This window comes from Rhizobium sp. GN54, assembly GCF_021026345.1.
Taxonomy (GTDB): Bacteria; Pseudomonadota; Alphaproteobacteria; order Rhizobiales; family Rhizobiaceae; genus Mycoplana.
The window spans coordinates 556,931-580,606 of the sequence record NZ_JAJNCZ010000001.1 but is presented as its reverse complement, the minus strand read 5'-3'; the positions used below and the strand labels follow the sequence as shown (position 1 = coordinate 580,606).

20 protein-coding genes are annotated in these 23,676 nt (G+C 68.0%); 9 read left to right on the top strand and 11 right to left on the bottom strand.

What is annotated here, in order from left to right; genetic code table 11:
* The first annotated feature begins 263 nt into the window (after positions 1 to 263).
* The 3 genes from LQK81_RS02795 to LQK81_RS02785 all read left to right on the top strand — a co-directional run bounded on the left by LQK81_RS02795 (position 264) and on the right by LQK81_RS02785 (position 4,837).
* The gene (locus LQK81_RS02795) at positions 264 to 2,978 is read left to right on the top strand and encodes an ABC transporter ATP-binding protein (RefSeq protein WP_230803174.1); all 2,715 of its coding nucleotides are present in this window, start codon (positions 264 to 266) and stop codon (positions 2,976 to 2,978) included.
* A gap of 50 nt (positions 2,979 to 3,028) precedes the next feature.
* A complete protein-coding gene (locus LQK81_RS02790; RefSeq protein ID WP_230803172.1) occupies positions 3,029 to 3,490 on the top strand; it encodes a cyclic nucleotide-binding domain-containing protein in 462 nt (153 codons plus the stop codon).
* 429 nt (positions 3,491 to 3,919) lie between these two features.
* Complete coding sequence (locus tag LQK81_RS02785; RefSeq protein ID WP_230803170.1) at positions 3,920 to 4,837, top strand: MBL fold metallo-hydrolase; 918 nt, start codon at positions 3,920 to 3,922, stop codon at positions 4,835 to 4,837.
* Positions 4,838 to 4,869: 32 nt separating this feature from the next.
* Here LQK81_RS02785 and LQK81_RS02780 read toward each other — a convergent pair whose 3' ends face one another.
* Entirely contained in the window at positions 4,870 to 5,649 is a 780-nt protein-coding gene (locus tag LQK81_RS02780) for a polysaccharide deacetylase family protein (protein WP_442967059.1), read from the bottom strand.
* The gene (locus tag LQK81_RS02775; RefSeq protein ID WP_230803168.1) at positions 5,646 to 6,740 is read right to left on the bottom strand and encodes a glycosyltransferase family 4 protein; all 1,095 of its coding nucleotides are present in this window, start codon (positions 6,738 to 6,740) and stop codon (positions 5,646 to 5,648) included. Before LQK81_RS02775 ends, LQK81_RS02780 begins: the two co-directional genes overlap by 4 nt.
* 210 nt (positions 6,741 to 6,950) lie before the next feature.
* Between LQK81_RS02775 and LQK81_RS02770 the strand changes: the two genes are divergently transcribed.
* Positions 6,951 to 7,928 carry a polysaccharide lyase gene (locus tag LQK81_RS02770; RefSeq protein ID WP_230803167.1) on the top strand — a complete coding sequence of 326 codons (978 nt, stop codon included), beginning with the start codon at positions 6,951 to 6,953 and terminating at the stop codon, positions 7,926 to 7,928.
* A gap of 44 nt (positions 7,929 to 7,972) precedes the next feature.
* On the opposite strand, the gene LQK81_RS02765 is transcribed toward LQK81_RS02770, so the two are convergent.
* Together LQK81_RS02765 and LQK81_RS02760 are read right to left on the bottom strand one after the other, a co-directional pair.
* Positions 7,973 to 8,746, bottom strand: coding sequence for an aminoglycoside adenylyltransferase domain-containing protein (locus LQK81_RS02765; protein ID WP_230803166.1), 774 nt, complete (start codon positions 8,744 to 8,746; stop codon positions 7,973 to 7,975).
* A 221-nt stretch (positions 8,747 to 8,967) separates the two neighbouring features.
* A complete protein-coding gene (locus tag LQK81_RS02760; RefSeq protein ID WP_230803164.1) occupies positions 8,968 to 9,930 on the bottom strand; it encodes a glycosyltransferase family 32 protein in 963 nt (320 codons plus the stop codon).
* Between the two features lie 283 nt (positions 9,931 to 10,213).
* On the opposite strand from LQK81_RS02760, the gene LQK81_RS02755 reads away from it, so the two are divergent.
* Positions 10,214 to 11,053, top strand: coding sequence for a carbon-nitrogen hydrolase family protein (locus tag LQK81_RS02755; protein WP_230803163.1), 840 nt, complete (start codon positions 10,214 to 10,216; stop codon positions 11,051 to 11,053).
* Positions 11,054 to 11,382: 329 nt separating this feature from the next.
* On the opposite strand, the gene LQK81_RS02750 is transcribed toward LQK81_RS02755, so the two are convergent.
* Together LQK81_RS02750 and LQK81_RS02745 are read right to left on the bottom strand one after the other, a co-directional pair.
* Complete coding sequence (locus tag LQK81_RS02750; RefSeq protein WP_230803161.1) at positions 11,383 to 12,162, bottom strand: hypothetical protein; 780 nt, start codon at positions 12,160 to 12,162, stop codon at positions 11,383 to 11,385.
* A 180-nt stretch (positions 12,163 to 12,342) separates the two neighbouring features.
* Entirely contained in the window at positions 12,343 to 12,858 is a 516-nt protein-coding gene (locus tag LQK81_RS02745; protein ID WP_230803159.1) for a YcgN family cysteine cluster protein, read from the bottom strand.
* Between the two features lie 274 nt (positions 12,859 to 13,132).
* Here LQK81_RS02745 and LQK81_RS02740 point away from each other — a divergent pair, with 274 nt between their 5' ends.
* From LQK81_RS02740 to LQK81_RS02730, 3 genes are all read left to right on the top strand, one after another.
* Positions 13,133 to 15,292, top strand: a complete 2,160-nt coding sequence (locus LQK81_RS02740) for a transglycosylase domain-containing protein (protein ID WP_442967058.1) — start codon at positions 13,133 to 13,135, stop codon at positions 15,290 to 15,292.
* Between the two features lie 400 nt (positions 15,293 to 15,692).
* A complete protein-coding gene (locus LQK81_RS02735; protein WP_230803157.1) occupies positions 15,693 to 16,280 on the top strand; it encodes a DUF1214 domain-containing protein in 588 nt (195 codons plus the stop codon).
* The gene (locus LQK81_RS02730; protein ID WP_230803155.1) at positions 16,273 to 16,833 is read left to right on the top strand and encodes a DUF1254 domain-containing protein; all 561 of its coding nucleotides are present in this window, start codon (positions 16,273 to 16,275) and stop codon (positions 16,831 to 16,833) included. The genes LQK81_RS02735 and LQK81_RS02730 overlap by 8 nt, the downstream gene beginning before the upstream one ends.
* A gap of 187 nt (positions 16,834 to 17,020) precedes the next feature.
* Here LQK81_RS02730 and LQK81_RS02725 read toward each other — a convergent pair whose 3' ends face one another.
* Positions 17,021 to 17,215: a hypothetical protein gene (locus LQK81_RS02725; RefSeq protein ID WP_230803153.1), complete on the bottom strand. Its 195-nt coding sequence runs from the start codon at positions 17,213 to 17,215 to the stop codon at positions 17,021 to 17,023.
* A gap of 602 nt (positions 17,216 to 17,817) precedes the next feature.
* Here LQK81_RS02725 and LQK81_RS02720 point away from each other — a divergent pair.
* Positions 17,818 to 18,828 carry a hypothetical protein gene (locus LQK81_RS02720; protein ID WP_230803151.1) on the top strand — a complete coding sequence of 337 codons (1,011 nt, stop codon included), beginning with the start codon at positions 17,818 to 17,820 and terminating at the stop codon, positions 18,826 to 18,828.
* 257 nt (positions 18,829 to 19,085) lie between these two features.
* Here LQK81_RS02720 and LQK81_RS02715 read toward each other — a convergent pair whose 3' ends face one another.
* From LQK81_RS02715 to LQK81_RS02700, 4 genes are all read right to left on the bottom strand, one after another.
* A complete protein-coding gene (locus tag LQK81_RS02715; protein ID WP_230803150.1) occupies positions 19,086 to 19,475 on the bottom strand; it encodes a DUF1491 family protein in 390 nt (129 codons plus the stop codon).
* A gap of 499 nt (positions 19,476 to 19,974) precedes the next feature.
* Complete coding sequence (locus tag LQK81_RS02710) at positions 19,975 to 20,859, bottom strand: calcium-binding protein (protein ID WP_230803149.1); 885 nt, start codon at positions 20,857 to 20,859, stop codon at positions 19,975 to 19,977.
* Between the two features lie 225 nt (positions 20,860 to 21,084).
* On the bottom strand, positions 21,085 to 22,029 hold the full coding sequence (locus tag LQK81_RS02705) for a peptidoglycan-binding domain-containing protein (protein WP_230803148.1): 945 nt from the start codon (positions 22,027 to 22,029) through the stop codon (positions 21,085 to 21,087).
* A complete protein-coding gene (locus LQK81_RS02700; RefSeq protein WP_442967057.1) occupies positions 22,001 to 23,590 on the bottom strand; it encodes a sensor histidine kinase in 1,590 nt (529 codons plus the stop codon). Before LQK81_RS02700 ends, LQK81_RS02705 begins: the two co-directional genes overlap by 29 nt.
* Positions 23,591 to 23,676: the final 86 nt, after the last annotated feature.

The following is a 23,676-nucleotide window of genomic DNA, read 5'->3' as shown; positions in this document are numbered from 1 at the left end:
CTTGCAATCAATGCCAAAACGATCTTCACTGCATCATCGAGGCAACAATCGCGTCGCGTGCCTGCGGCGGAGGAACAAACGAACATTCGGGCGATGAAACCGGTCCGTGCCTGGCGGGCCGGCCTTTTCTGGAGCGCCGATAATGACTATATCGCAGTTCGACGTCGCCATGGCGCGTCGCTCATTCAATACGGATGCGAATTCCCTGCCCCACGGGGTTCGAAGCGTCCGGGTCCCCGTTATCTCTACGGTCTGATCGGTTCATGGAAAAAGGCCTAACCCACTACATCTGGACACACACGCGGCCGCAGCAGCTGTGGATCCTGCTCGTCGTCGCCGCCTCGATGATCCCCTATTTCCTCTCGTTCGACCTGCCCAAGCAGATCGTCAACGGGCCGATCCAGGGCCAGGGCTTCGAGGGCGAGGCGGCGCGCCAGCTGTTCATGCGAATCGAGTTCGCCCTGCCCGTCTTCGGCAACGTCGTGTTCTTCCCCGGCATCGAGCTGAACCGGCTGCAGATGCTGATCGCGCTGAGCATGGTGTTTCTCGCGCTCGTGGTCGTCAACGGCCTGTTCAAGCTCTACATCAATACCTACAAGGGCCGCCTCGGCGAGCGGCTGCTGCGCCGCATCCGCTTCGAGCTGGTCGACCGCGTGCTGCGCTTCCCGCCCTCCCAGTTCAAGCGCATCAAGGGCGCCGAAATCGCCAGCATGATCAAGGACGAAGTGGAGCCGATGGGCGGCTTCACCGGCGACGCCTTCGTGGCGCCGGCGCTGCTCGGCGGCCAGGCAGCCACCGCGCTGTTCTTCATCTTCGTCCAGAACGTCTGGCTCGGCATGATCGCGGGCATCATCGTCGCCGTGCAGGCGGTGCTGATCCCGCGCATGCGCCGGCGGCTCCTGGTGCTCGGCCGCGAGCGGCAGCTGACGGCGCGGGAGCTTGCCGGTCGCGTCAGCGAGATCGTCGAGGGCGTCAATACGATGCACGCCTACGACACCTCGAACTTCGAGCGCGCCGACATCGCCGCCCGGCTCGGGCGGATCTTCAAGATCCGCTACGACCTCTACCAGTGGAAATTCCTGGTCAAGTTCATCAACAACTTCCTCGCCTCCGTCACGCCGTTCCTGTTCTACCTGATCGGTGGCTATCTCGCGCTGCAGGGCCGGCTGGACATCGGCCAGCTCGTGGCCGTCATCGCCGCCTACAAGGACCTGCCCGGCCCGCTGAAGGAACTGATCGACTGGGACCAGGCGCGCCAGGACGTGCAGGTGAAGTACAATCAGGTGGTCGAGCAGTTCAAGGTCGACAGCCTCATCGATCCCGCGCTGCAGGAACTGTCGACCGACAAGGCCGCGCCGCTGGCCGGCGCGCTCGCCGTCGCCAACCTGACGCTTGCCGACGACAGCGGCGCGCACACGGTCGAGCACGTCTCGGTGCAATTCCCGCGCGGCGAATATGCCGCCATCATCGGCGGCGCGGCTGCGGGCGGCGACGCGCTCGCCGAAGCGATCGGCCGCTCGGTATGGCCGGAGAGCGGGCGCATCGCGATCGGCGACGCCGACCTGTTCGGCCTGCCCGAATCCGTCGTCGGACGGCGCATCACCTATGTCTCCTCGGACGCCTATTTCTTCTTTGGCACGCTGCGCGACAACCTGCTCTACAGCCTCAAGCACGCGCCGCTGCGCGAGCCGGAATACGAGGACGCCCATGCCAACTTCCGCAAATGGGAGGTGAGCGAGGCACGGATGGCCGGCAATCCGGACCACGACATCGAGAGCGACTGGATCGACTACGAGGCCGCCGGCGCCACCGGGCCCGAAGATCTGTTCCCCTCGGTCGTCTCCGTGCTCGACAGCGTCTACCTCACCAAGGACATCCTCGAGCTGGCGCTGCGCTCGGCAGTCGATCCGCACACCCACGAGGAACTGACGACCCATATCGTCAAGCTGCGCAACACCTTCCGCGAGGAACTCGACAAGGCGGGGCTTTCCAACCTCGTCGTGCCGTTCGAGCCGGACCGCTACAACATCGAGGCCACCGTCGGCGAGAACCTCCTGTTCGGCACCGCCCTCGGCGAGCAACTGGTCGGCCGGGCGATCGGCCGCAACGCCTATTTCCGCGAGGTGGTGGGTCGCGCCGGCCTCGACCGCAAGCTCTACCAGATGGGCTACGAGATCGCCGAGAACGCCGTCGAGCTCTTCGCCGGCCTGCCGCCGGATCATCCGTTCTTCCAGCAGCTGACCTTCATGACGCCCGACGACATCCCGATGTACCAGCAGCTTCTGCAGAAGCTGAAGGGCAAGGATTTCGCCGAGACGACCGACGAGGACAAGCACAACATCATCCGCCTCAGCTTCGCCTATATCGAGCCGCGGCACCGCTTCGGTCTTCTGACCGACGACTTGATGAAGACGATCGTCGAGGTCCGGCTCGCCTTCCACGAAGGACTGCCGGAGAGCCTGAAGGGCGCGATCGACCGCTACGATCCGCACAGCTACATGGCGTCCGCCAGCCTGTTGGACAACGTGCTGTTCGGCCGCGTCAGCCACCGCCACGCCGACGGGCCGGAGCGAGTGCGCACCATGGTGATCGAGCTCCTCAGCGAGCCCGGCCTCTACGACCAGGTGCTGTCGATCGGCCTGGAATTCAACCTCGGGGCCGGCGGACGCAGGCTCACCCAGGTGCAGCGCCAGAAGCTGAACCTCGCCCGCGCGCTGCTGCGCCGGTCGGACTACTACATCTTCAACCGGCCGCTGCCGGCGCTCGACGGGCGCACCCAGGAGCAGATCTGCCGCAATGTCCTGACCCTGGTGCGCGACAACAACGACAAGGACGTCTCGATCATCTGGGTGCTGACCAACACGACCCTCACCGACCTGTTCGACCGGGTGCTGATCTTCGACAAGGGACGGCTCGTCGGCGACGGCAAGCACGCCGAACTTGCGGACAACGCGACATTCAGGGAATTGGTGTCATAATGTCATAATATGGCTAAAATGCCAGACGACCGAGGGGACGGACGAAGACGATGCTTTTGAAAGACGAGGTACAGATGTTGCGGCGGGTGCCGCTGTTTTCGGGCGTGGATCCGACGAAGCTGAAGCTTCTCGCCTTCACCTCGGACAGGGTGCACTACGCCGCCGGCGAGATGCTGTTCCGGCAGGGCGACAACGGCGATGCGGCCTATGTCATCCTCACCGGCCGCGCCGATATCCTGGTGGAAGCGCCCGGCGGGCAGATCAAGGTCGCCGAGGTGGAGAACAACTCGATCGTCGGCGAGATCGCCATCCTCTGCGACGTCTCGCGAACGGCCACGGTCAAGGCCAGCACCAACCTCGAAGCCCTGCGTATCAGCAAGGACCACTTCCTCAAGCTTCTGACCGACTTCCCCGAGATGACCATCGAGATCATGCGGGAACTGGCAAGCCGCCTGAGCCGCACGACGATGGAACTCACCGACGAGCGGGCCCGCGCAAGGAAATCCGACTGACGCATTTTCCGCCCCAGTTGCGCATGCGAGAACCGGGCGCCAGGCGCGCTCCGGCAGGCCTGGAACGTTTTTCGAAGTCGTGCGTTTCAGAGGGAGGCCGGAGAAGGACGCGCGGGACGCGGTTTCGGCCCCGGAAAGGCATAAATCCCGCGTGCGAACTTCGTCCTCGCAAAACAGTTTCATATTCGCTACGCTTGGGAGACCGACCGTACCTCGGGTACAACCGGAAACTATGGAAGGTTAGTGTGACGAATGCTCGAATGGACCCGATATTCCGGTCCCGATTTGCGCGGGGTCAAAAACCTCGCTCCGACGCACCATATAATGTGTGTCGGACGCGGGGATGACCGAGGCGCGAAGGGCCGGGTCGAGCATCCGGCACTCTAGGACTTTCGCCTTGCCGGGCGAACTGGAAGAGGTCAGGCAGACATGAACATGATTGGAAGGCCGCCGCATTCGAACCAGAAGACCGCAGGGCCCCGCCAGCTCCGGCAGAGTAACGGCGCAAAGGGCGTGCTGTCGGTCAAGTTCTGGGGCACGCGCGGCAGCATTCCGGTTTCCGGCGAAGAGTTCAGCCGCTACGGCGGCAACACGGTCTGCATCGAGATGCGCTGCGGCGACGAGGTCCTGCTGTTCGACGCCGGCTCCGGCATCACGCCCGCGGGCTTTGCGATGAAGGCCGAAGGGACGAAGAAGGTCGACCTCTTCTTCAGCCACTGTCACTACGACCACATCATCGGCCTTCCCTATTTCAAGCCGCTCTACAACCCCGACTGTGACGTGAAGATCTGGTCCGGGCACCTTGCCGGCCAGATGTCCACCTGCCAGATGGTGCAGGAATTCATGAGCCCGCCGTGGTTCCCCGTCGGGCCCAAGGTGTGCCGCGCGCACCTGAACTACGGCGATTTCCACGCCGGCGACGTGCTCGCGCCGCGCGAGGACATCACCGTCCAGACCGGCAAGCTGAACCATCCGGGCGGCGCGATCGGCTACCGGGTCGAATGGGGCGGCCGCGCGGTGGCGATGATCACCGATACCGAACACGAGCCCGGCGTCCTCGACGCGGAAGTGCTGAAGCTGATCCGGGACGCGGACCTCTTCATCTACGACGCCTGCTATGTCGATGCGGAAATGGAGACGTTCAAAGGCTACGGCCACTCCACCTGGCAGCAGGCCGTCCGCCTCGCCCGGGCCGCCAACGCCAAGGCCGTCGCCTTCATGCACCACGCCCCCTGGCGCACCGACGCCGAGTTGCAGGAGATCGACCGGCAGGCCGCGGCCGAATTCCCGAACGCCTTTTCCGCCCGCGACGGGCAGGTGCTGGAACTGGTCGCAATCGACGCGTAAGCCGATTTCGGCACGCTTGCACCAGGGCGCGCCTATCCGACAATCTCGGAGAGCCGGACCCACCGGCAGGCCGGATGCCTTGCCGTCCGTGCAAACAGACCGTCCAGAAAGCGCCAGACCGCCTCGTCATGGACAAGGTGATGGGTGAGAAGGCCGAGCGTGCCCTCACCGTTCTCGTTATCGTTTTCGATCGCCTTCAGCCGCGCCACCATTTCGCCGACGAGAACGCCGGTGTCCCGGCCGCCGCGCGTGCCGTGCCAGTCGATCACGTCGACATGGGTGTTGACCGCGGGCAGGCCGAGGCTTTTTTCCGGGCCGAAGACCGACAGCGCGCGGAAGCCGATGCCGCCGAGACGGGGCACGAGCGCGGGATCGATACGGTTCCACGGCGGCACCAGCACCGGCACGAAGCGGGGGCCGAAGAGGTTCGCCAGGGTCGTGACGCCGCGCTGCAGCGAGGCGAGCACGACGTCGGCCGGCCGATGGGGCCCGAGTTCCTGCTTCTTCTGGTCCGGCGGGGCGAAATTCTCGTGTGACCAGCCATGCACGGCGACTTCGACATCGGGGGCTGCGGCAAGTCGGCGGGCGAGTGCTGCGCCGGTGAAGGCGGGGATGACCGCCAGCGCCACCGGCACGGCATGACCGGCCGACAGGGCCAGCAGCTGTTCGAGCGCCGCCGTCGGCTCCACCGCGTCGTCGTCGCGAAGCCAGAAACGCGCGACCCGCCCGGCGCGCGCCCAGCGGTCGAGTTCCCTCTCCAGCGGCGCCCATGCGGCATCCGTCATCCCTGCATCGGTCATGCGATCTGTCATGTGCGTCCCCCCACATGCCGGCGCAGGATATCGTCGAGGCGCTGGGAGGCGCGCGCGAGCGAGCATTCCTCGACGACGAAGCGCCGGGCGGCACGGGCCATGTCCTGCCGCATCGCATCCTCCGTCAGCATCCGCTCCAGCGCCGCGGCATAGGCGCCCACGTCGCCCGGCGGCGTGAGCAGCCCGGTGACGCCGTGGCGGACCACCTCCGGCACGCCGGCTGTCGCCTGGGCCACGACCGGCAGGCCGGCCGCCTGCGCCTCCAGATAGGCGAGCCCGTAGGCCTCGCCGGTGCCGGGCCAGGCATAGACGGCGGACGTGACCAGGAGGTCCGCGATCCCGGCCGTGCCGCGCTCGCCGTGCCAGACGATCCGCCCGCCTTCCACCGCCGAAAACAGCGCCTCGACCTCGCCGCGCAGCGCGCCGTCGCCTGCGACCGAAAGGGTCCACGGCACGTGCTGCAGGCGCAAGAGCGCTGCCGCCAGCATGCAGTAGCTCTCCATCTTGTCGCCGGGCCGCATCATCGCGACGGTGACGAGCGCATGCGGCTGCGGGGCCGGCTCCGCGGCCACGAAGGGCGACGGGTCGATGAAGGGCTGCAGCAGCGCCGTGCGCCCGTCCGGGATGGCGGCGGCGAGGCCGTCGCGGTCGCGGCGGGTCAGGCAGATGTTGACCGCCGCCGCACCGATCGTCTGCGCCAGCCGCCGCTGGTTTTCCGCCCACTGGCCCTGGTTGCGGCGCGCCGAATAGGAGGCTTCGGCGGTGACATAGGCGAAGCCGAAGCGGCGGGCGAGTTCCGGGCCGATCAGGTCGGGGGCCTTGTAATAGGGGTGGTAGCAGAACCAGGCATCCGGTGCCCCCCCAGCCTGCCAGAGCGCCGTCAGCCGCGCGACCTCCGCGCGCGCCGCCTGCTCGATGGCCGCCCTCCCCGCGCCGTCCGGGTCGGAGGAGAAGCTGCGCAGGTGCGAGGCGACCGTCACCTCGTGGCCCGCTTGTGCCAGCGCCTCGATCAGGAGCCGCGCCATCAGCCGATCCCCCGAGGGAACGGGATGGTCCGGCGATTTCAGCGGCGCATGGAAGGCGATCTTCATGTCCCACGGTTTAGAGCCATCGGGCGCCGAAGGGAAGCCGCCGTGACAGCCGCAGCCGCGCTAACGCCTTGAAATCCGGAAGCGATCCTCGCGCGAAATTGATAGGCCGAAAACCATTTTTACGCTAGTTGTGTGCTGTCCGGCCCGCCATGCGTCCGCCAGAAAGTCCGCCAGAGAGCCCGCCCGAAGCGCCCAAACAGAGAGCCCGCCATGACCTTGCCCCTCATCCGCCGCCTCATTGCCGTTTCCGTCCTTCTCGGCGCGGCCGTTCCCGCGACGGCCGAGGACGCCGCCTCGCGCAAGCTGCACGACGGCTTCGACGGCACCGGTTTTGCCGAGACCGGCGGCCTCTACTATCGCAAGAATGCCGAGCAGAAGGCGGGCACGGCGACCTTCCAGAGCGTGGAGAAGAAGGTCGGCACCGGCGCGCTGGAACTCAGCGTCCGCCCGCTGTGCAAGCCCGACAGCGAGGGTTGCAGCGAGAGGGCGGAGATCTGGGAGGAGACGGCGCTGCGGGTGCCCTATGACAAGGGCGTCTGGTTCGGCTTTGCGGTGAAGTTCGGCGATCCGATCCCGCAGGACGACCACCGCTACCTGATCGCGCAGTGGAAGCGCGAGATCGGCCCGGATGCCGAGGGCGACTTCAGCCCGTTCCTGGCGCTGCGGCTCGACAACGGCCGGCTGTTCGCCACGATCGAGAGCAATTACCAGCCGGGAACCGAGGCCACCACGGAGGGCGGCGTCGCCACCTGCGCGGGCGGCCAGGCGCCGGTCTGGCTGCGCCCGGAGGCCAACCAGATGCGCTCGCTCATCGCTCATGACGACCAATGGCGGCCCGTGGAAGACGGCGGGGTCTTTCCCGGCTGCACCGACAAGCTGATCCTGACCAGTCACGGAAACCCGCTGCCGACCCCCGATTCCGGCTGGATCGACTTCGCCGTCTATTCCCATCCCGGTCCGGACGGCGACGGGCGCGTCGAGCTCTTCGCCAACGGCCAGTGGATCGTCACCGCCAAGGGCTTCATCGGCCACAACGATCACGGCCTCGGCGAGAACCAGTACTTCAAGTTCGGCCCCTACCGCGCCGCCGGCGCCGGCCAGTGGACGCTCTACTACGACGACTTCCGCCGCTCGCCCGACTGCATCGACGTCCTGCGCGACGAGGCGGCCTGCGCGCTGGTGCAGTGAGCGGGGTGGAAGTTCGGTAGCACTCCGCCGTCCCTGCGGGCGCCTCAAAGCAGAAGGGCGATCTGCCCGCGCATATGTTCCGCAGCCGATCTCGCAGCCGCCTGCCTGTCGGTCCATGTATCGACGATCTCTCCGAGATACGCCCTTCGCGCATGGTCGAGGATCAAGGCATGCCGCCCTGGAAGCCGTGGGCGGGCCCAGGCGGCGGCGGCATCCTTCGAGACGAAGTCGCCGTGTTCGGATGTCCGCCACATCCGGGCAAGCGTCAGCAAGACGTTCCGCTCGTCTCCCTGCAATCCGTCCAGCAGGGCGGGAAGGCCCTCGCGCATGGCCGCGCGGATCGCACCGGCCGACACTTCGGGGAGCAGTTCGACGGCTTCGGGACCGAACAGCGGTATCGCATTTTCCCGCGCCTGCGCGAGGACGATGGTGTTCTCGGGGTCGCTCGCCGGGCCGGCTGTCTCCCCGGTCTCGAACGCATCGCGAAGCCACTCGCCATAGACTATTTCCGCCTGCGCCGGATAGAGATGCATGCCTTGCCCGTTGAAATCGAACACCATGACCTCGAGACATCTCGGCTCCGGCTCACGACGGGGATGACGCCCTGAAAGGCGCAGAAGCGCAGTCACAAGGGCGCGGCGCTGGCGTTCCGTCACCGGTCCTGCGACGACCACGAGGATGTCGACATCGCTTTGCGGCTGCAACCGGCTCTGCACTGCCGAGCCATGCAGATAGATGCCGAGAAGCGCATCTTCGAAAAGTTCGGAAAGCGCCGAGACGGTATCCTGGACCTGCCTGGAAATTCCCACCGATTGCATCCGTCCTCCACTCCATCAGCCGCATGGCCTTGCTTGATAGCGGCGCTTCGCCCCTCTCCCTTCCCGTTTGCGGGGTGAGGGGCATGTTCTTTTCCGTGCCGTAAGGTGGCAGCGGGGCGCCCCTCATCCGCCTGCCGGCACCTTCTCCCCGCAGGCGGGGAGAAGGACGGTTGCGGCAGCGTCGCGATCCATCCCGTCAGCACCGACGAGCATCGACGCCCCTACCAGGGCTTCCAGGCGACCAGCAGGCCGCCGTCGGTGCGTTCGGCTTCTTCGCACAGCGCAAGCACGTCTTCGACCGGCGCTCCGCGGGGGAGCGTGCCGGCGACGAGGGCGGCGTCGGCGATCGTGACGGCGCCGCCGCGGCAGACAACGGTGAAGAGCAGCGGGCCGGTAGACCACCAGGCCGGCGCACCCGGAAGGGCGGCCGCGGCCTGCGGAAGCGCTTCGAGGATGCGGCCGATGGCGGGATGGCCCGGGGGGGCGGCGATGAAGGAGTTGGCGAGAAGCAGGCTGCCCGCGCCGGTGTCGCGCGGAATATCCTCCGCCAGAACCGAAAGCCCGGTGAGCGGCAGGACCGCATGGAAGGGGATATCGCGGCGGGCGGGATACCAGTCGCAGTCGAGATAGATGCCGCCGAAGCGCTGAAGGATCAGGTAGCGGGCGACGTCGACCGCGCCCGGCAGGTCGCCGGCCGCCAGCATCGCGGCGAAGACCGGATGGGCGTCGATGCCGAGTGCGGCGAGATCGGCCTCGCGCCAGAGACGATATTCATAGCCGTGCCGCGCGGCATGGTCGGCCCAGGCGGCAGTCGCCGCCGGCAGGGCGGCCGTGCCGATCCAGACCTGGTGCAGCAGGTGCGGGACAGGCCTACGGCCGGCCTCGGCGATCGCGCGGCGTTCCCCGGAGGTGAAGCGGCCGAACGGCGCGAGCAGGCGCGGCGGCGGAACGAGCGTGTGCTGGTAGCCGATGCGGGCGACCGGGTCGCCCCGGCGCTTGGCCACCTTGAGGAAGGCCGAGTGCAGCGGCCGCGGCAGGCCGAGCACGGTGGCCGGGCCGAGCGCGCCGTTCTCCGGGTCGGCGGCCACCGCCTCCAGGATCTCCAGCGCCGCCTCGAAGCGCCCCTCCTCGCGCAGCGCCTCGGCCTGCCGCAGGCGCGCCTTCAAGCTGTCCCGTTTCGTCATGCCTCTTGCTCCAAAACGCCCAATGCACGGCCGCGTGGTCCCGGCGCATGGCTCCTGCATTGGGCTAGCCCGGAACGCCGACGGCCGTCAACGGCGGGCAGCGCCGATCCCGGCCTGCAACGGCGGTGGGGCGGCAGGGCCGTCGCGTGTGGTTTTCATTCCTACGCGGATGTCCCGGCCGCCGGCGGCATTCCGGCCTCAATCGTCCGCCGGCGCGATTTCCGGTTTCATGTCGCAGCGTTCGCATCGACAATGCGACTCGCGCAGACAGGAGACGCCCGCCTTGAAGATCGCCGCAGCCCAGACCGCCGTTTCCGCCGCCATCGCCGCCAACGGGGAGGCCATACGGGGCATGATCGCGGCGGCGGCCAGGGACGGAGCACGGCTCGTCCATTTCTGCGAGGGCGCGCTGTCGGGCTATGCCAAGGCCCAGATCGACCATCCCGAGGCCTGGGCGCGCTTCGACTGGGCGGCACAGGAAGCCGAGCTGCGCGCGATCGCCGCCCTTTGCCGGCGGCTGCGGATCTTCGCGGTCGTCGGCGGCGCGCACCGGCTCTCGGGCGGTCTTCCACCGCACAACAGCCTCTACGTCCTGTCCGATGCCGGCGAACTCTTCACCCGCTACGACAAGCGCTATCTCTCGAACAGCGAGTTGCAGGGGTGGTACACGCCCGGGACCGAGCCGGTCACCTTTGCGGTCGACGGCTACCGCTTCGGTTGCGCGATCTGCATCGAGGCGCAGTTCTTCGAGGTGTTTTCCGGCTACGAGCGGCAAGGCGTCGATGCCGTGCTGTTTTCCTCCTGGGGCATCCCCGTGCGGTTCCTGATCGCGCTTCGGGCGCATGCGGCCCTGAACTGCCTCTGGATCAGCGCCGCCACCCCGGCGCAGACGGTCGGCGACCGCAGCCCGGCGGGCATCCTCGGCCCGGACGGCAAGACGGCGGCGCATGGGCCGCAGGCGGCGGAGGCGGCGATTGCGACCGCCGTGCTCGACAGGGACGACCCGGCCTACGAGACAGTGCTGCGGAAGGCCCGCCCCTGGCGGGCGCTGGCGCGGGAGGGCGGGATCTACCGGCAGAACGGAAGCGACGATCCGCGAAGCCGGGCGCGGGACGCGTTCTGACGCGACGAAACCTGCTACTCCGGCTCCGCAGTTCCTGCAGCGCCATGCATCCAGGCACAACGCTGCAGGCCGACGGCGGATTGTCCGCTTGCGGCCATCTTCGGATCGACGTTCACCCGCCCCTCACCTCACACCTCGCGCTGCCCCTCACCCCGACCCTCTCCCCGCAGGCGGGGAGAGGGGGACGGAGGCGTCGCGGCCATCGTCCTTCTCCCCGTTCACGGGGAGAAGGTGCCGGCAGGCGGATGAGGGGCGGACGTGCCGCCCACTTGGTGCATGCCGCCCCGCCACAATCCGTCGTCTCTGTGACCCGGCGGCCGGGCCTGTGGCTAGCGCTTTTTGCCGTGGCCGCGCTTCGGGGTCAGGTAGCGCTCGATGATCTCGCGCTGGCCCGGTTCCAGTACGGCTTCGAGCTCGCTCTTGGCCGTCTTCAACCGCTCGGCCTTCGCCGCCCGGTCCTCCACGCGCAGGATCACCCGGTCGAGGAAATCGAAGCCGGAGGGCCGGCTGCGGCCGAGGCGGGGGCTATCGGGACGGGTGACCTGTTCGCCCGTGCCGGCTGCCGGCGCATCGCCCGGTGCCGCCTGCTGGCCGACGGCCGGCGTGTCGCCGGCGCTCGTGTCGTCCATCCGGTCTTCCATCGGCATCCCCTCGCCGGGATCGCCCGGTCCGCCGGGGCGGCCGCGATGCGGCATGGGGGTTGCGAAATCGACGAGAACCGCGGTGAAACTGCGCCAGGCGTCGAGCTGGGACGTCTTGATGCCGGCTGCGACCTCGGCTGCGGCAAGGCGCGTCGCCAGCCGCTCGCCCGACCACTGGTGGTGCCAGCGATGGGCGCGGGCCCGGTCGCGGTCCCGGTCGCCGCCGTGCCGGTAGCCGCGACGGTCGTGGTCCATGCCGCGGTCGCCGTGGCCGCGATCCATGCGGGCTTCCCGTTTCGACATGTCCTGTCCGCGCTCGCCGGAGACGGCCGGCGGCGGGCTTGCGTCCTGCGCCAGCGCCGGCAGCGCGCCGGCACCGGCCATGGGCAGCGCCAGCGGCAGGGCGAGCGCCAGCACCAGCGCCTTGCGCAATCCTCCGGAACGGGTCTGATGAATATCGGTTATCATTCTGTTTCTCCTTGGCATTCGTCCCTACGGGGAGAAAGATAGGAGCCGCCCGTGACCGCTCTAGGGCTCGAAGATGACGAATGGCATGGACGCGATGACTTTTGCGTGATCGCCGCGGGCATTGCGGGAGGACCGCAACTGCGGCTGGCAGGCGGCGCGGGACGACGGAGACTGCCGCGGCTAGCGCTTGGCCGCCTTGCCCACCTCCAGCGGCCAGGTGACGAGATAGTCCTCGTAGTCCTCGACGTCGATGCCCACTTCATCCACGGTGCGGCCGCGGGCGGAGATACCGGCCTGGTGCACCGTCTCGGGATCGCCGGAGACGAGCGGATGCCACCAGTAGAGGTCGTGGCCGTCGCGGACGAGGCGATAGCCGCAGGTGGGCGGCAGCCAGGAGATCTCGGCCACCGACTTCACCGTCAGGCGGATGCAGTCGGGCACGGTCGCCTGGCGGTTTTCGTAGTCCTTGCAGCGACAGCTGTGCTCGTCGAGCAACTGACAGCGGATCGAGGTCCAGACGACCTCGCCGGTGTCCCAGTCCTCGAGCTTGTTGAGGCAACAGAGCCCGCAGCCGTCGCACAGGCTCTCCCATTCGCCGTCCGACATCTCGGACAGCGTCTTGGTCCGCCAGAAGGGCGCATCGTCGCCGGAACCGTCGGCAACGGGGGCCTTCTTCACCTCGTTCTTCGCGCTCATTCCCGTCCACTGGACCCCGCGGGCGAAAAGGTCAAGCAAAAGCGCCCGCACGGGCGAGAACGGGCCTGCGGAACCGGCTTTCCGGCCCTACCGCTCCACGCCACTGTCCACCCCACTGTGTCCTGCGCGCAAGCCTTCGCGACAACGTGAACGCGGCCGCAACGGATCGGAAACCCTGTTGTTTTATCGGTGGCGATAGCCTGATATCTTTTCCAAGAGATCGCGCGCCCCGGGCGCGCGCGCATGAGGATGAACCGCCGTGCAGGACGACCATATGGACGACCGTCTGGACGCCCCGGGGCCCGAGCAGAAGCCGCGCCGCCGCCGGCGGCACATCCTCCTGCGGATCGACAGCTGGATCGACAGCACCATCTGGAACGCCGGCTTCCGGCTGGCCGAACTGTGGGAGGAGATCACCATCTTCTTCCGCCGCTTCCAGACGAAGGGCTGGAAGCGGGCGATGTTCGAGATCCTCGGCGAAGGCATGAACCTGGGCACCGCCGGCTTCGTGCTTTTGCTCGCGCTGGCACTTCCGGCCTTCGAGGAGACCAAGGGCAACTGGCGCAACCAGAGCGACTTCGCCGTCACCTTCCTCGACCGCTACGGCAACGAGATCGGCCATCGCGGCATCATCCACGAGGATTCCGTGCCGGTCGACCAGTTGCCGGACCACCTGATCAAGGCGGTGCTGGCGACCGAGGACCGCCGCTTCTTCGACCATTTCGGCATCGATTTCCTCGGGCTTGCCCGCGCCATGACCGAGAACGCGCGCGCCGGCGGCGTCGTGCAGGGCGGCTCGACCCTGACGCAGCAGCTCGCCAAGAACCTGTTCCTCACCAACGAGCGGACGATCGAGCGCAAGATCAAGGAGGCCTTCCTGGCGCTGTGGCTGGAGGCGAACCTGTCGAAGAAGGAGATCCTCCGGCTCTATCTCGACCGCGCCTACATGGGCGGCGGCACTTTCGGCGTGGCGGCGGCCTCGCAGTTCTATTTCGGCAAGGACATCACCGATGTCGATCTCGCCGAAAGCGCCATGCTGGCCGGGCTGTTCAAGGCTCCTGCCCGCTATGCGCCGCACGTCAACCTGCCGGCGGCGCGCGCGCGCGCCAACGAGGTCCTGACCAACCTCGTGCAGGGCCGGCTGATGTCGGAGGGCCAGGTGATCGCCGCGCGGCGGAATCCGGCGAGCGTCATCGACCGGCAGGAGCGGACCGCGCCCGACTTCTTCCTCGACTGGGCCTTCGAGGAGGTCCAGCGCATCGCCCGCCCCTTCGCCCAGCATTCGCTGATCGTGCGCACCACGATCGATCCCGGCCTGCAGGCGGCGGCCGAGGAATCGGTCGAGACCGGCTTGCGGCAATATGGCGAGAGCTTCCACGTCAAGCAGGGGGCGCTTGTCATGGTCGAGAACGGCGGGGCGGTGCGCGCCATGGTCGGCGGGCGCGACTACGGTGAAAGCCAGTTCAACCGCGCCACCAAGGCGCTGCGCCAGCCGGGCTCGTCCTTCAAGGTCTATACCTATGCGGCGGCGATGGAGAAGGGCAAGACGCCGGAGGACACCATCGTCGACGCGCCGATCACCTGGCGAGGCTGGTCGCCGCAGAACTACGGCCGCAGCTATGCCGGCCGGGTGACGATGATGACGGCGATCGCCCGCTCGATCAACACCGTCCCGGTGCGGCTCGCCAAGGACTATCTCGGCACCGAGGCGATCGCCGACATGGCGAAGGCGATGGGGGTGGAGACGCCGATCCGCACCGACAAGACGATGCCGCTCGGCACCTCCGAGGTCACCGTGCTCGACCAGGCGACCGCCTATGCGGTCTTTCCGGCGGGCGGGGTGCAGTCACGCCGGCACGGCATCACCCAGATCCTGAACTATGACGGCGACATCCTCTACGACTTCGCGCGCGACGCGCCGCCGGCCGGGCGCGTGCTCTCCGAGCGGGCCAGCGCCGACATGAACCGCATGCTCGTCAACATCCCGGTCAACGGCACCGCCCGCAAGGCGGCGCTCAACGGCGGCATCGTCACCGGCGGCAAGACCGGGACGACGCAGGCCTATCGGGACGCCTGGTTCGTCGGCTACACCGGCAACTACACGACCGCCGTCTGGTTCGGCAACGACGACTACACCTCGACCAACAACATGACCGGCGGCTCGCTGCCGGCGATGACCTTCAAGCGGCTGATGGACTATGCCCACCAGGGCATCGAACTGCGCGCGATCCCCGGCATAGAGAACCCGCTGCCCGGCCCGCAGGCGCCCGGCGCAGCCACCGCCGCCGCCGAACAGCAGCCCGACAACGCGCTTCCGGCCCTGGTGCGCCCGCGCTCGCTCTCGGTCGGCGTGACGAGGCTCCTGCGCTCGATCGCAAAGGACCTCAACGAGGCCAAGCCGCTTTCGGCCGACGGGCGCGTGGCGGCGCTGTAGGGCGGTGGCAAGCGCGGCGCTGCCCCTTACCCTGTTCTCCCCGGCTGCCCCTCACCCTGTTCGCCCTGGCTGCCCCTCACCCTAACCCTCTCCCCGCAAGCGGGGAGAGGGGACCTGGCCGGCTTTCCGACCGCGAAGGGTGGCGCCTGCTTTATCCGGGCGTCCTCGTTCCCAAGGTCACGGCGTTTCGGGTGTCCGTCCTTCTCCCCGCCTGCGGGGAGAAGGTGCCCGGCAGGGCGGATGAGGGGCTTATGCGAACGGGGCGTAAGGGCGCACTTCCCCACGGGCCTTGCCTTTGTCATCGATTTTCGCAACGGAATCATGCAATGCTCGCTGCCGGAGCCCGCGCCGCGGCCCCTTCGTGGCGATCGGTTCTCGCGTGTCCAACCGGTAGGCCGATTTGTTCCGTATTCCGCTTCTCGTCGCCCTTGCGCTCGCCATCACCTTCGGCCTCGGCACGGCATCGGCCGTCTGGGCGCTGAAGGCGACGATCGGGTTCGGGTCGATCGCGCTCGGCCCCTGGCATGCCTTTCCCGATGCCCAGACGGCCGGCGCCGATCCCTATGCCAAGGCCCATCGCGCCCGCGACGGCGCGCTCCTGTTCGGCAGCGCCGAGGGGCTGATCTTCCGCGCCACCCAGGACAGCGGCGGCCATGCGCTTTCCGGCCGCTGCGCCTACGACATCGTCGGGCTGACGCCCCCTGCCCGGCTGTGGACGCTGCATGCGAGCACGCCCGACGGCCGGCCGATGGCGCTGGCGCCCGGCATGCCGGCCGGGCTGAACTCGTGGACGACGCTGCGCGAGGCCGACGGCAGGATCGTCGTGCATGTCGCGCCCACAGCGCAGCCGGGCAACTGGCTCTCGGTCGCGCCGGGCCGGCCCTTCCGGCTGGTGATGACGCTGCTCGACACGCCGACGGCCGGCAGTTCCGGCGTCATCGACCTGTCGATGCCGTCGATCGAGCGGACGGGATGCGCCGATGCGTAGCATCCTGTTTGCGATCCTCGTCGGGGTGGTGGGCGCGGCCGGGCTGCACATCCTGATCATCCTCGCCGTGCCCTATTTCACCGGCAACGACGCCTATACCCGGATCGGCGACCTCGGCGAACCGCTGCGCTTCTATCCGCTGCCGAACGGGGCTGCGAGCCGCGGCGGACTGGTCAACGACGATCCGGGCCTGCGGGTCGCGGCGTGCGCGTTTTCGGTCGCCGACGCGCCGGTGCGGCTCTATGCGCCGGCCGGCGTGCCGTTCTGGTCGGTGGGCGTGTTCGACAGCTCGGCCAACGAGGTGTTCAGCATGAACGACCGGACGGCGGTGGCCGGCGCGCTCGACGTCGTCGTCGCCACGCCGATCCAGCTCAACGCCATCCGCAAGGCGCTGCCGGCAGCCCTTGCCCAGTCGATCCTGGTGGAGATGCCCGTCGACGAGGGCTATGCGGTGCTGCGCACCTTCGTGCCGACCGCGACGATGGACGAGGCGGCCCGCGCCTTCCTCGGCGATGCCGGCTGCGAGGCGATCGACGAGAGCACGATCGAATAGATCGTGCCGCCGGCGGCCAGTTCCTGGAATATTGTGGATTTTCAGTATCGCGCACGCAAGGCGGCGACCGGGATCGCCGAACGGACGCGCCTGCCCGCATCGCCGGGACGCGTGAGCCCGCGCGATGCCCGCAAGACGACGCTGGCTCGCCACGGCAGGTTCGCCGTGCGGCAGGGCCGGCCTCGCCTCAGCGGCAGGCGTCCTTGCCCGGCTTCGTCGGCCGACGCCGGCTCGCGCGCGCTTCTGCGGCAACGAGCGCCGGGGTCAGCCGCTCGTAGCGGACGCCGGTGAAGAACAGCACGGCGGCCGGGGCCTCGTGCCATACCTTCGCGCGCTGCGGCCTGCGGGCCATGCGTTCCTGAATTCGTACCACGTCTGCCATTCTCGCCTCCTTACAAGAACCGAGACGGATGAAGTACTGCACAAATCTCATCCTGCCCGCCTGACGGGCCAGTGCCACCGGATCCGTCCGGGGCTGCGGCTTCACACGCTGAACCATAACACCACAACCGGACCTTGAACGGCAAAGGCGCTGCAAAGGTTTCCCGATCGGGGAAAAGTTCTTCCAGCTGCCGTCCTGCGCGGAGTGCAATCATCTGCATCGCCGACGCGACTTCCCTTATCTCCGCATCCGCGCCTGTCCGGCACCATCCCCGAACAGGGGCCTGCGGCGAAGGGATCCGGTGCATCGCACCTTGCCTTCGAAACGTCGTTGCATCGGCTGCGACGCAACGCTCGCGCTTGAAGGGAAGAATAGCACGGGGACGCCCCCGACACTGCCCATCCCTATGTCCGAGAAGTTGCGTCAATACGGTTAACATCTTGCTAATTCTTTTCGTCTAATTGTTGGCGATCAAGGATTTCACGCGGCTTTGCGGTTCGGTTCGAACCGCTGACCCGCCGCAGGCCACGCCATCCCAAAGCGGTAGGGATCGGCGGGGAATGCACCGGGAAATGGCTGTCTTTGCGTAAGAGTGGTGCGTCGTGGGGGACAGTTTTCGAGCGCTGGAGAGACCGCAGCCGGGGCGGCAGAAGGACATCGTCCTGATGGCGACGGTCTCCAGCTTCGAGAGCCTCGCCCATCCTTCCCGATCCGACCAACGGCAATTCCACGAACTGTTCGTGCCCACCTATCTCGCCTCCAGCGACGAGGCGCGCCGCCAGGCGGTCGCAGCCCTGTCGCAATGCGCAGCCGTGCCCGAGGCGACGGCGCTGTTCATCGCCCGCGAGCCGATCGGGATCGCCGCGATCTTCCTCACCCGCTCGGCAGCGCTCTCCCCGCGGCTGCTGATGGAGATCCTGCACACCGCCTCGCCCGCGCATGCCCGCGCCATCGAATGCCGCGACGACCTCTCGCCGCAGACGATCGAGCGCCTCGTCGACCTGCATCGCGAGCATCGCAGCCGCGGCCCGGTCACGGTCGAGCCGGCGGCGACGGAGGCCCGGCGTCTCGCCCGCGAGGAGGACCTGCGCGAGGAACTCAAGGCGCTGGTGCGGGCGCAGGCCCCGGCGGAAACCGGCCCAACCGGGCTCGCCGCGATCGGCGAGGTTCATCTCGCCCTCATCGTTCGCTTCGCCCGCGCCGGCGAGACCGGCATGTTCTGCGTGACGCTTGCCGACGCGCTGGGCAGCAGCCAGTGGCTCAGCGAACGCATCCTGCTGGACGTTTCCGGGCTGCAGCTGGCAACGACGCTGGTGGCGCTCGACGCGCCGGCCGAAGACAGCGCCATGATGCTTGCGCGGCTCTACCCCCATCTTGCCGAGGCGGCGGAAGCGGCCCGGGGCGGAAATCGCGCCGCAGCGCTTGTTGCCGATCTCGGACGGGCGGCCTGCATCGAACGGGTGGAAAGCTGGCGGCGCGCCGACGCCTATACCTATGCCGGCCAGCCGCCGGCGCCGGCCAATTCGGACAGGGGCTCCGACCGGCGCCAGGCCGACATCGACGGCGCGGGCAACCGGGACGGCGAAAACCGGCGACGGGCCGCGCAGGGATAGCGGCAGGCAAAGGGAGTGCGACAGGCCGGGCGCATGCGGGCCTTCTCGCGACAGGGCGGACATCAGAAGAGCCGGTTCTGCGCCCGGACCCGCTCGCGCCGCTCGGCGCGGATCGCTGCAATCATGGTGGCCACATACATGAAGGCGACGAAAGCGACGAAAGCTGGCAGAACTGCAGACATCACGGACCTCCTGAAGTGCGTGCCGGGAGAAATTTCCCACACCTTACTTCTCGCACAGGTCGAGGTGCAGCGCTGTTACCGGCGGAACAGGGGGTGGCCGTCGTCCCCGCGGCTTTCCCCGCGGTCGTCCGTCGCGATCTCGAGGAGGCCGTCGATCGCCTCGGTCTCCAGCGCCACGATCCAGAGGTCGGGATCAAAGCGGATCTCGCGGGAAAGCGCGTCGGAGACGGCCTCGCGCGGCTGGCGGCCCAGCCGGCGCTCGAACAGGCGGCTGCCGCTGTCGTCCTCGTCGAAGAAGCTCTGCGGCGCAGGTGCATAGAGCGTCTCGGTGCCGTCGCGCCAGGACTGGCGGATGAACAGCGCCCCGCCTTCGGCCGCCCCCTTGCGCTCGATCGCGGCAAAGTCGCCGCGGGCGAAGACGTTGCGGACCAGGGCTGCGGCGAAGATCTCGGTTTTCAGGCGCATCAGCGCTCAATAGCGGCCCCTGCCCGCTGTGGCAACCGGGGGGCTGCGGCGGTCGCAGGGTAATCGCATGGAAGGAAGGCCTCTCCCTAACCCCAGAAGGCTCTCGCCAACCGCAAGAAGGCCCCTCCCATCCCCAAGAAGGCCCCTCCCCAACCCTCCCCACAAGGGGGAGGGCTTAACCTAGCCGCTCCATTGTCGTTCCACATTGGGCAGACGGGTGCGGCGCGTCTTCTCCCCCCTTGTGGGGGAGATGGCCGGCAGGCCAGAGGGGGACTTGCTGCCATACGATTGCCCCCCCGGCGCCCGACCAGGCCCTCAGAGGATGGAGTCGGAGACCGGGATCCCCACAAGAGGGAGAGCTTGACCCGGCCGCACTGCCGGGGTTCCTATCGGGCAGAAGGGCATCCGCTGGATTTTCTCCCCCCTTGTGGGGGAGATGGCCGGCAGGCCAGAGGGGGACTTGCCGCCATAGGCTTGTCCCCGGGCGCCGATCCCGCCCTCAGAGGATGAAGTCGGAGGCCTTGAGGCTGATCGACAGGTCGAGGGCGAAGGCGAATTCGGGTGTCTTGTCGCTGTCGATGTTGCCGAAGACGATGGTGTCGCCGCCGCTCTTCTCGTAGCGGATCTGGCCGGCGGCGGTGAAGGCCTTGGTGCCGATGAAGGTGAAGTCCTGGTCGCCGCTCTTCTTCACATCCGCGTCCATCACGTCGAGCTGGATCTTGTCGCGCTGGCTGCGGCTGAAGTCGGTGATGACGTCGCGGCCGGACTTGGTAACCTTGGTTTCTTCCGGCACGACGAACAGGAACAGGTCGGCGCCCGAGCCGCCGGCGAGGGTGTCGCGACCCATGCCGCCGTTCAGCATGTCGTTGCCCGAGCCGCCCTTGAGCGTATCGTTGCCGTTCATGCCGAGCAGCCAGTCGTCGCCGGCGTCGCCGTAGAGCTTGTCCTTGCCGTCATAGCCGTAGACCCGGTCGTCGCCCTTGCCGGCCTTGAGGGTGTCGTTGCCGCCATAGCCATAGAGCGTGTCGGACTTGGAGGAGCCGGTGAGCGTGTCGTCACCCTTGAGGACGAGCATGCGCATGCCTTCCCAGCCGAAATTGACGGTCGACTTGTGCATCTCGGCGGCCTTGACGTTCAGGCCGGTGAACTCGTTCAGCTTGTCGCCGGAGCGGGTGGAGAAGGTGATCGTCTTGATGGTGCCCGAGATCGGCTCACCATCGCTGTTCACCTTCAGCCCGGTGCCGACGACGCTCATCTTGAGGCCGTTCGAGGCCACCAGCGTCACCTTGGTGGAGGTGTGGCTGTGTGCCCGCAATTCGCCGAACCACTTGTCCTCGAAGAGGCCGTAATCGCCCAGAGAAGCGTACCATTTGCCCTTGGCCATGCGAAAATCCCCGTGTTGCAGATGCCGATAGGCGGCACCCGCGGGAGATATCCCGCCGTGCGGCCGACAGCGCCCTCGCCCTAGACAGGCTGATCCCGCGCGCCGCGGTTGCGACGCGCGCCCGATGCCGGCGGATGCCGGCCTTCCGGCACTCTAACGTTTCACGCGCAGATTTCATTTCCGAAAAAGGAGGTACGCCCCCGAAAAAGGGGTAGGTGTGGCGGCTCAGAGCGCGCCGATCTCCTTGAGCTTGTTCAGCACCAGCTCGTTCGGCTCGCCGGTGGCGGGCAGCCGGTAGTGCTTCTCGAAGGCGCGGATGGCCTCGCGGGTCCTGGAGCCGGCGACACCGTCGACGGTGATGTCGGCATAGGCGATGTTGCTCAGCCCCTTCTGGATCTTCATCACCAGCGCGCTCGACGGCCCGGGGCCTGCAGGCGCGGGTGCCGGTGCGGGCGCCGCGGACGCTGCCGCCGCGGGCGCCGGCGCCGGCGCGGCCACGGTATCGGCCTCGGCGGCGCGGATCGCGGCTGCGACCGGATCGATCTCCGTGCCCGCATTGCTCGCCCCGCCGGTATCGAGCGGCCGCTCGGTCGGCAGCACCGCCACCTGCTGCGGAGCGTCCGCAAGCAGTGCGGCCAGCAATCCCGCGTCCGGCGTGCCGGTGAGTGAAAGCCCCCGCTCCTGCTGGAACCTTCGGATCGCCGAGACCGTCTCCTCCTCCAGCCGACCGTCCGGGTCGCCGGCATAGAAGCCCTGGCGGGCGAGTTCGGTCTGGATGTCGAGGACGAGTTCGTTCGGCTGGCCGGCGTCCTGAACGCCGCCGCCCTCGGCCTGTTCCTCGCCCTCGCGCCGGATCACGAAGGTGGTGACGTCCGAGGGTTCCTCGCGCAGGGCGGAAAAGCCCAGCGTGTTCTGGCCGGAGCGCGTCTTGAGGATCGGCGAGGGATGGCCGCCCGGCTGATACCACAGCGCATTGGCGGCGACGAAGGAGAAGACGACGGCAAAGGCAGCGCCGCCGCCGACGATCGAGGGATGGCGCGCGGCGAAGGCGCCGAGCGAAAGGAGCGAACGCTGGAGGAGGCCCGGACCGGAGGCCTGCCGCTTGCGCGCAGCCGCGGTCCTGCCCTTGCCGGCGCCGCGGTCAGGCTGTTTTCGCGCGCGTGCCGTCATGGCCCCTGCTCCTGCTGCTGCCCTTGTTGGCGTTGGAGACGTCTCCCTCCGTCATGGCCGCCGGTATCGCATCGTTTCTCTCGCGGGGAAACAGCCGCGGCGGAAATTCCCCGTCATTGTCGAAGACGCACTCGCCGGCCTCAACCGTGCCGGAGCCGTCGGCGGGCAGGCAGACGGTGATGCGCGTGCCCTCGCCCGCATCGCTGCGGATCGTGAAGGAGCCGCCATGCAGGGCGACGAGGCCCTTGACCAGCGACAGGCCGAGGCCGGTGCCCTCGTATTTGCGGGTATACTCGTTTTCCACCTGGACGAAGGGCTGGCCGATCAGGTCGAGCTTTTCGGCGGGGATGCCGATGCCGGTGTCGCTGACGGTGATGACGAGGTCACGCCCGCGGCGGGCCGCATCGATCATGACCATGCCGCCCTTCTCGGTGAACTTGACGGCGTTGCCGACGAGATTGATCAGGATCTGCTGGAGCGCGCGCTGGTCGGCGATCGCCTCACCGACGTCGCAGGGCACGCGGCTCGACAGCTTCACGCCTTTCTGGCGCGCCTGCAGCGCCAGCATCTGCTCGCAGGCCCTGACGCTGTCGGCAACCGCGAAGGGTTCCAGCACCAGTTCGTAGCGGCCGGCCTCGATCTTGCTGACGTCGAGCATGGTGTTGACGACCGACAGGAGATGGCCGCCGGACTGATGGATGAGACCGACATATTCGCGCTGGCGGTCGTTCTCCAGCTTGCCGAAATACTCGCCGGCGAGAATGTCCGAGAAACCGAGGATCGCGTTCAGCGGCGTGCGCAGCTCGTGGCTGACGGCGGCAAGGAAGCGGGTCTTGGCGTCGTTGGCCGATTCCGCCTCGGCGGCCTTGCGGGCGCTGTCGTGGCGCAGTTCCGCCTCGAGCGAGATATCGCGCGACTGGGCGACGACGGAGGCGAGCAGCCCGGCCGTGTCGCGCACCGCCGTCATGTCGGTGCGGACGTGCAGGAACTGCGGGCTGCCCTCGCCGGACTGGCGCTGCTCCAGGCGAAGGTCGACGGTGACATGGGCCTGGCCCTGGCGCAGGCGGTCGATCGCCTGCAGGAAGCCGAGCCGGTCGGAGACGTGGATCTGGTCGATGAAGCCGCGGCCGGCGGGATCGCGCATGGAGCGGAGATAGGTCTCGCGGTCGCGGCCGCGGACGTCGGTGACGTAGCCGCGCGGATCGTGCAGCGTGACGAGACCGGCGAAGAGATCGTAGCAGGCGGCCGGATCAAGGGCGGTGGCCTTCGGGGCGGCTGCGGCCGCGGTCCTGCCGATGCGGCGGCGCGACAGCACCGACGAGGCCGCCGTCGCCAGCAGGCCGCCGGAGGCAGCGAGCGCGGCGCCGGCCGGGAGCGCGGCCGAAACCGGCATGACGGTTGCGAGCGCCAGCGGCAGCAGCGGGACGGCTGCGGCAGAGGAAAGCAGGATCGTGCGCAGGCCGGCGGGTGCCGCGTCACCGTTTGTGGAGACGCATGCCTCACCCGTAACGGCTGCCGCGAAGGCCGCCATCCTGTCAGCGATGTCACTCAAGAGACGCACGCAATACCCTGCCGTCAGTTGTTCTTTTATGTGGCCGCAGAATCGCACCGGCCGCTTAGAAAAGGATAAACAGGCCGGGTCGGAAA

Excerpts from the sequence above, each read along its gene's own strand:
- LQK81_RS02715 (WP_230803150.1), bottom strand. The coding sequence starts at position 19,475 with ATGCGCCTGAAAACCGAGATCTTCGCCGCAGCCCTGGTCCGCAACGTC.
- LQK81_RS02725 (WP_230803153.1), bottom strand. The coding sequence starts at position 17,215 with ATGGCAGACGTGGTACGAATTCAGGAACGCATGGCCCGCAGGCCGCAG.
- LQK81_RS02730 (WP_230803155.1), top strand. The coding sequence starts at position 16,273 with ATGCGTAGCATCCTGTTTGCGATCCTCGTCGGGGTGGTGGGCGCGGCC.
- LQK81_RS02710 (WP_230803149.1), bottom strand. The coding sequence starts at position 20,859 with ATGGCCAAGGGCAAATGGTACGCTTCTCTGGGCGATTACGGCCTCTTC.
- LQK81_RS02790 (WP_230803172.1), top strand. The coding sequence starts at position 3,029 with ATGCTTTTGAAAGACGAGGTACAGATGTTGCGGCGGGTGCCGCTGTTT.
- LQK81_RS02785 (WP_230803170.1), top strand. The coding sequence starts at position 3,920 with ATGAACATGATTGGAAGGCCGCCGCATTCGAACCAGAAGACCGCAGGG.
- LQK81_RS02745 (WP_230803159.1), bottom strand. The coding sequence starts at position 12,858 with ATGAGCGCGAAGAACGAGGTGAAGAAGGCCCCCGTTGCCGACGGTTCC.
- LQK81_RS02765 (WP_230803166.1), bottom strand. The coding sequence starts at position 8,746 with ATGCAATCGGTGGGAATTTCCAGGCAGGTCCAGGATACCGTCTCGGCG.
- LQK81_RS02780 (WP_442967059.1), bottom strand. The coding sequence starts at position 5,649 with ATGACAGATCGCATGACCGATGCAGGGATGACGGATGCCGCATGGGCG.
- LQK81_RS02740 (WP_442967058.1), top strand. The coding sequence starts at position 13,133 with ATGGACGACCGTCTGGACGCCCCGGGGCCCGAGCAGAAGCCGCGCCGC.
- LQK81_RS02750 (WP_230803161.1), bottom strand. The coding sequence starts at position 12,162 with ATGATAACCGATATTCATCAGACCCGTTCCGGAGGATTGCGCAAGGCG.
- LQK81_RS02775 (WP_230803168.1), bottom strand. The coding sequence starts at position 6,740 with ATGAAGATCGCCTTCCATGCGCCGCTGAAATCGCCGGACCATCCCGTT.
- LQK81_RS02795 (WP_230803174.1), top strand. The coding sequence starts at position 264 with ATGGAAAAAGGCCTAACCCACTACATCTGGACACACACGCGGCCGCAG.
- LQK81_RS02760 (WP_230803164.1), bottom strand. The coding sequence starts at position 9,930 with ATGACGAAACGGGACAGCTTGAAGGCGCGCCTGCGGCAGGCCGAGGCG.
- LQK81_RS02770 (WP_230803167.1), top strand. The coding sequence starts at position 6,951 with ATGACCTTGCCCCTCATCCGCCGCCTCATTGCCGTTTCCGTCCTTCTC.
- LQK81_RS02705 (WP_230803148.1), bottom strand. The coding sequence starts at position 22,029 with ATGACGGCACGCGCGCGAAAACAGCCTGACCGCGGCGCCGGCAAGGGC.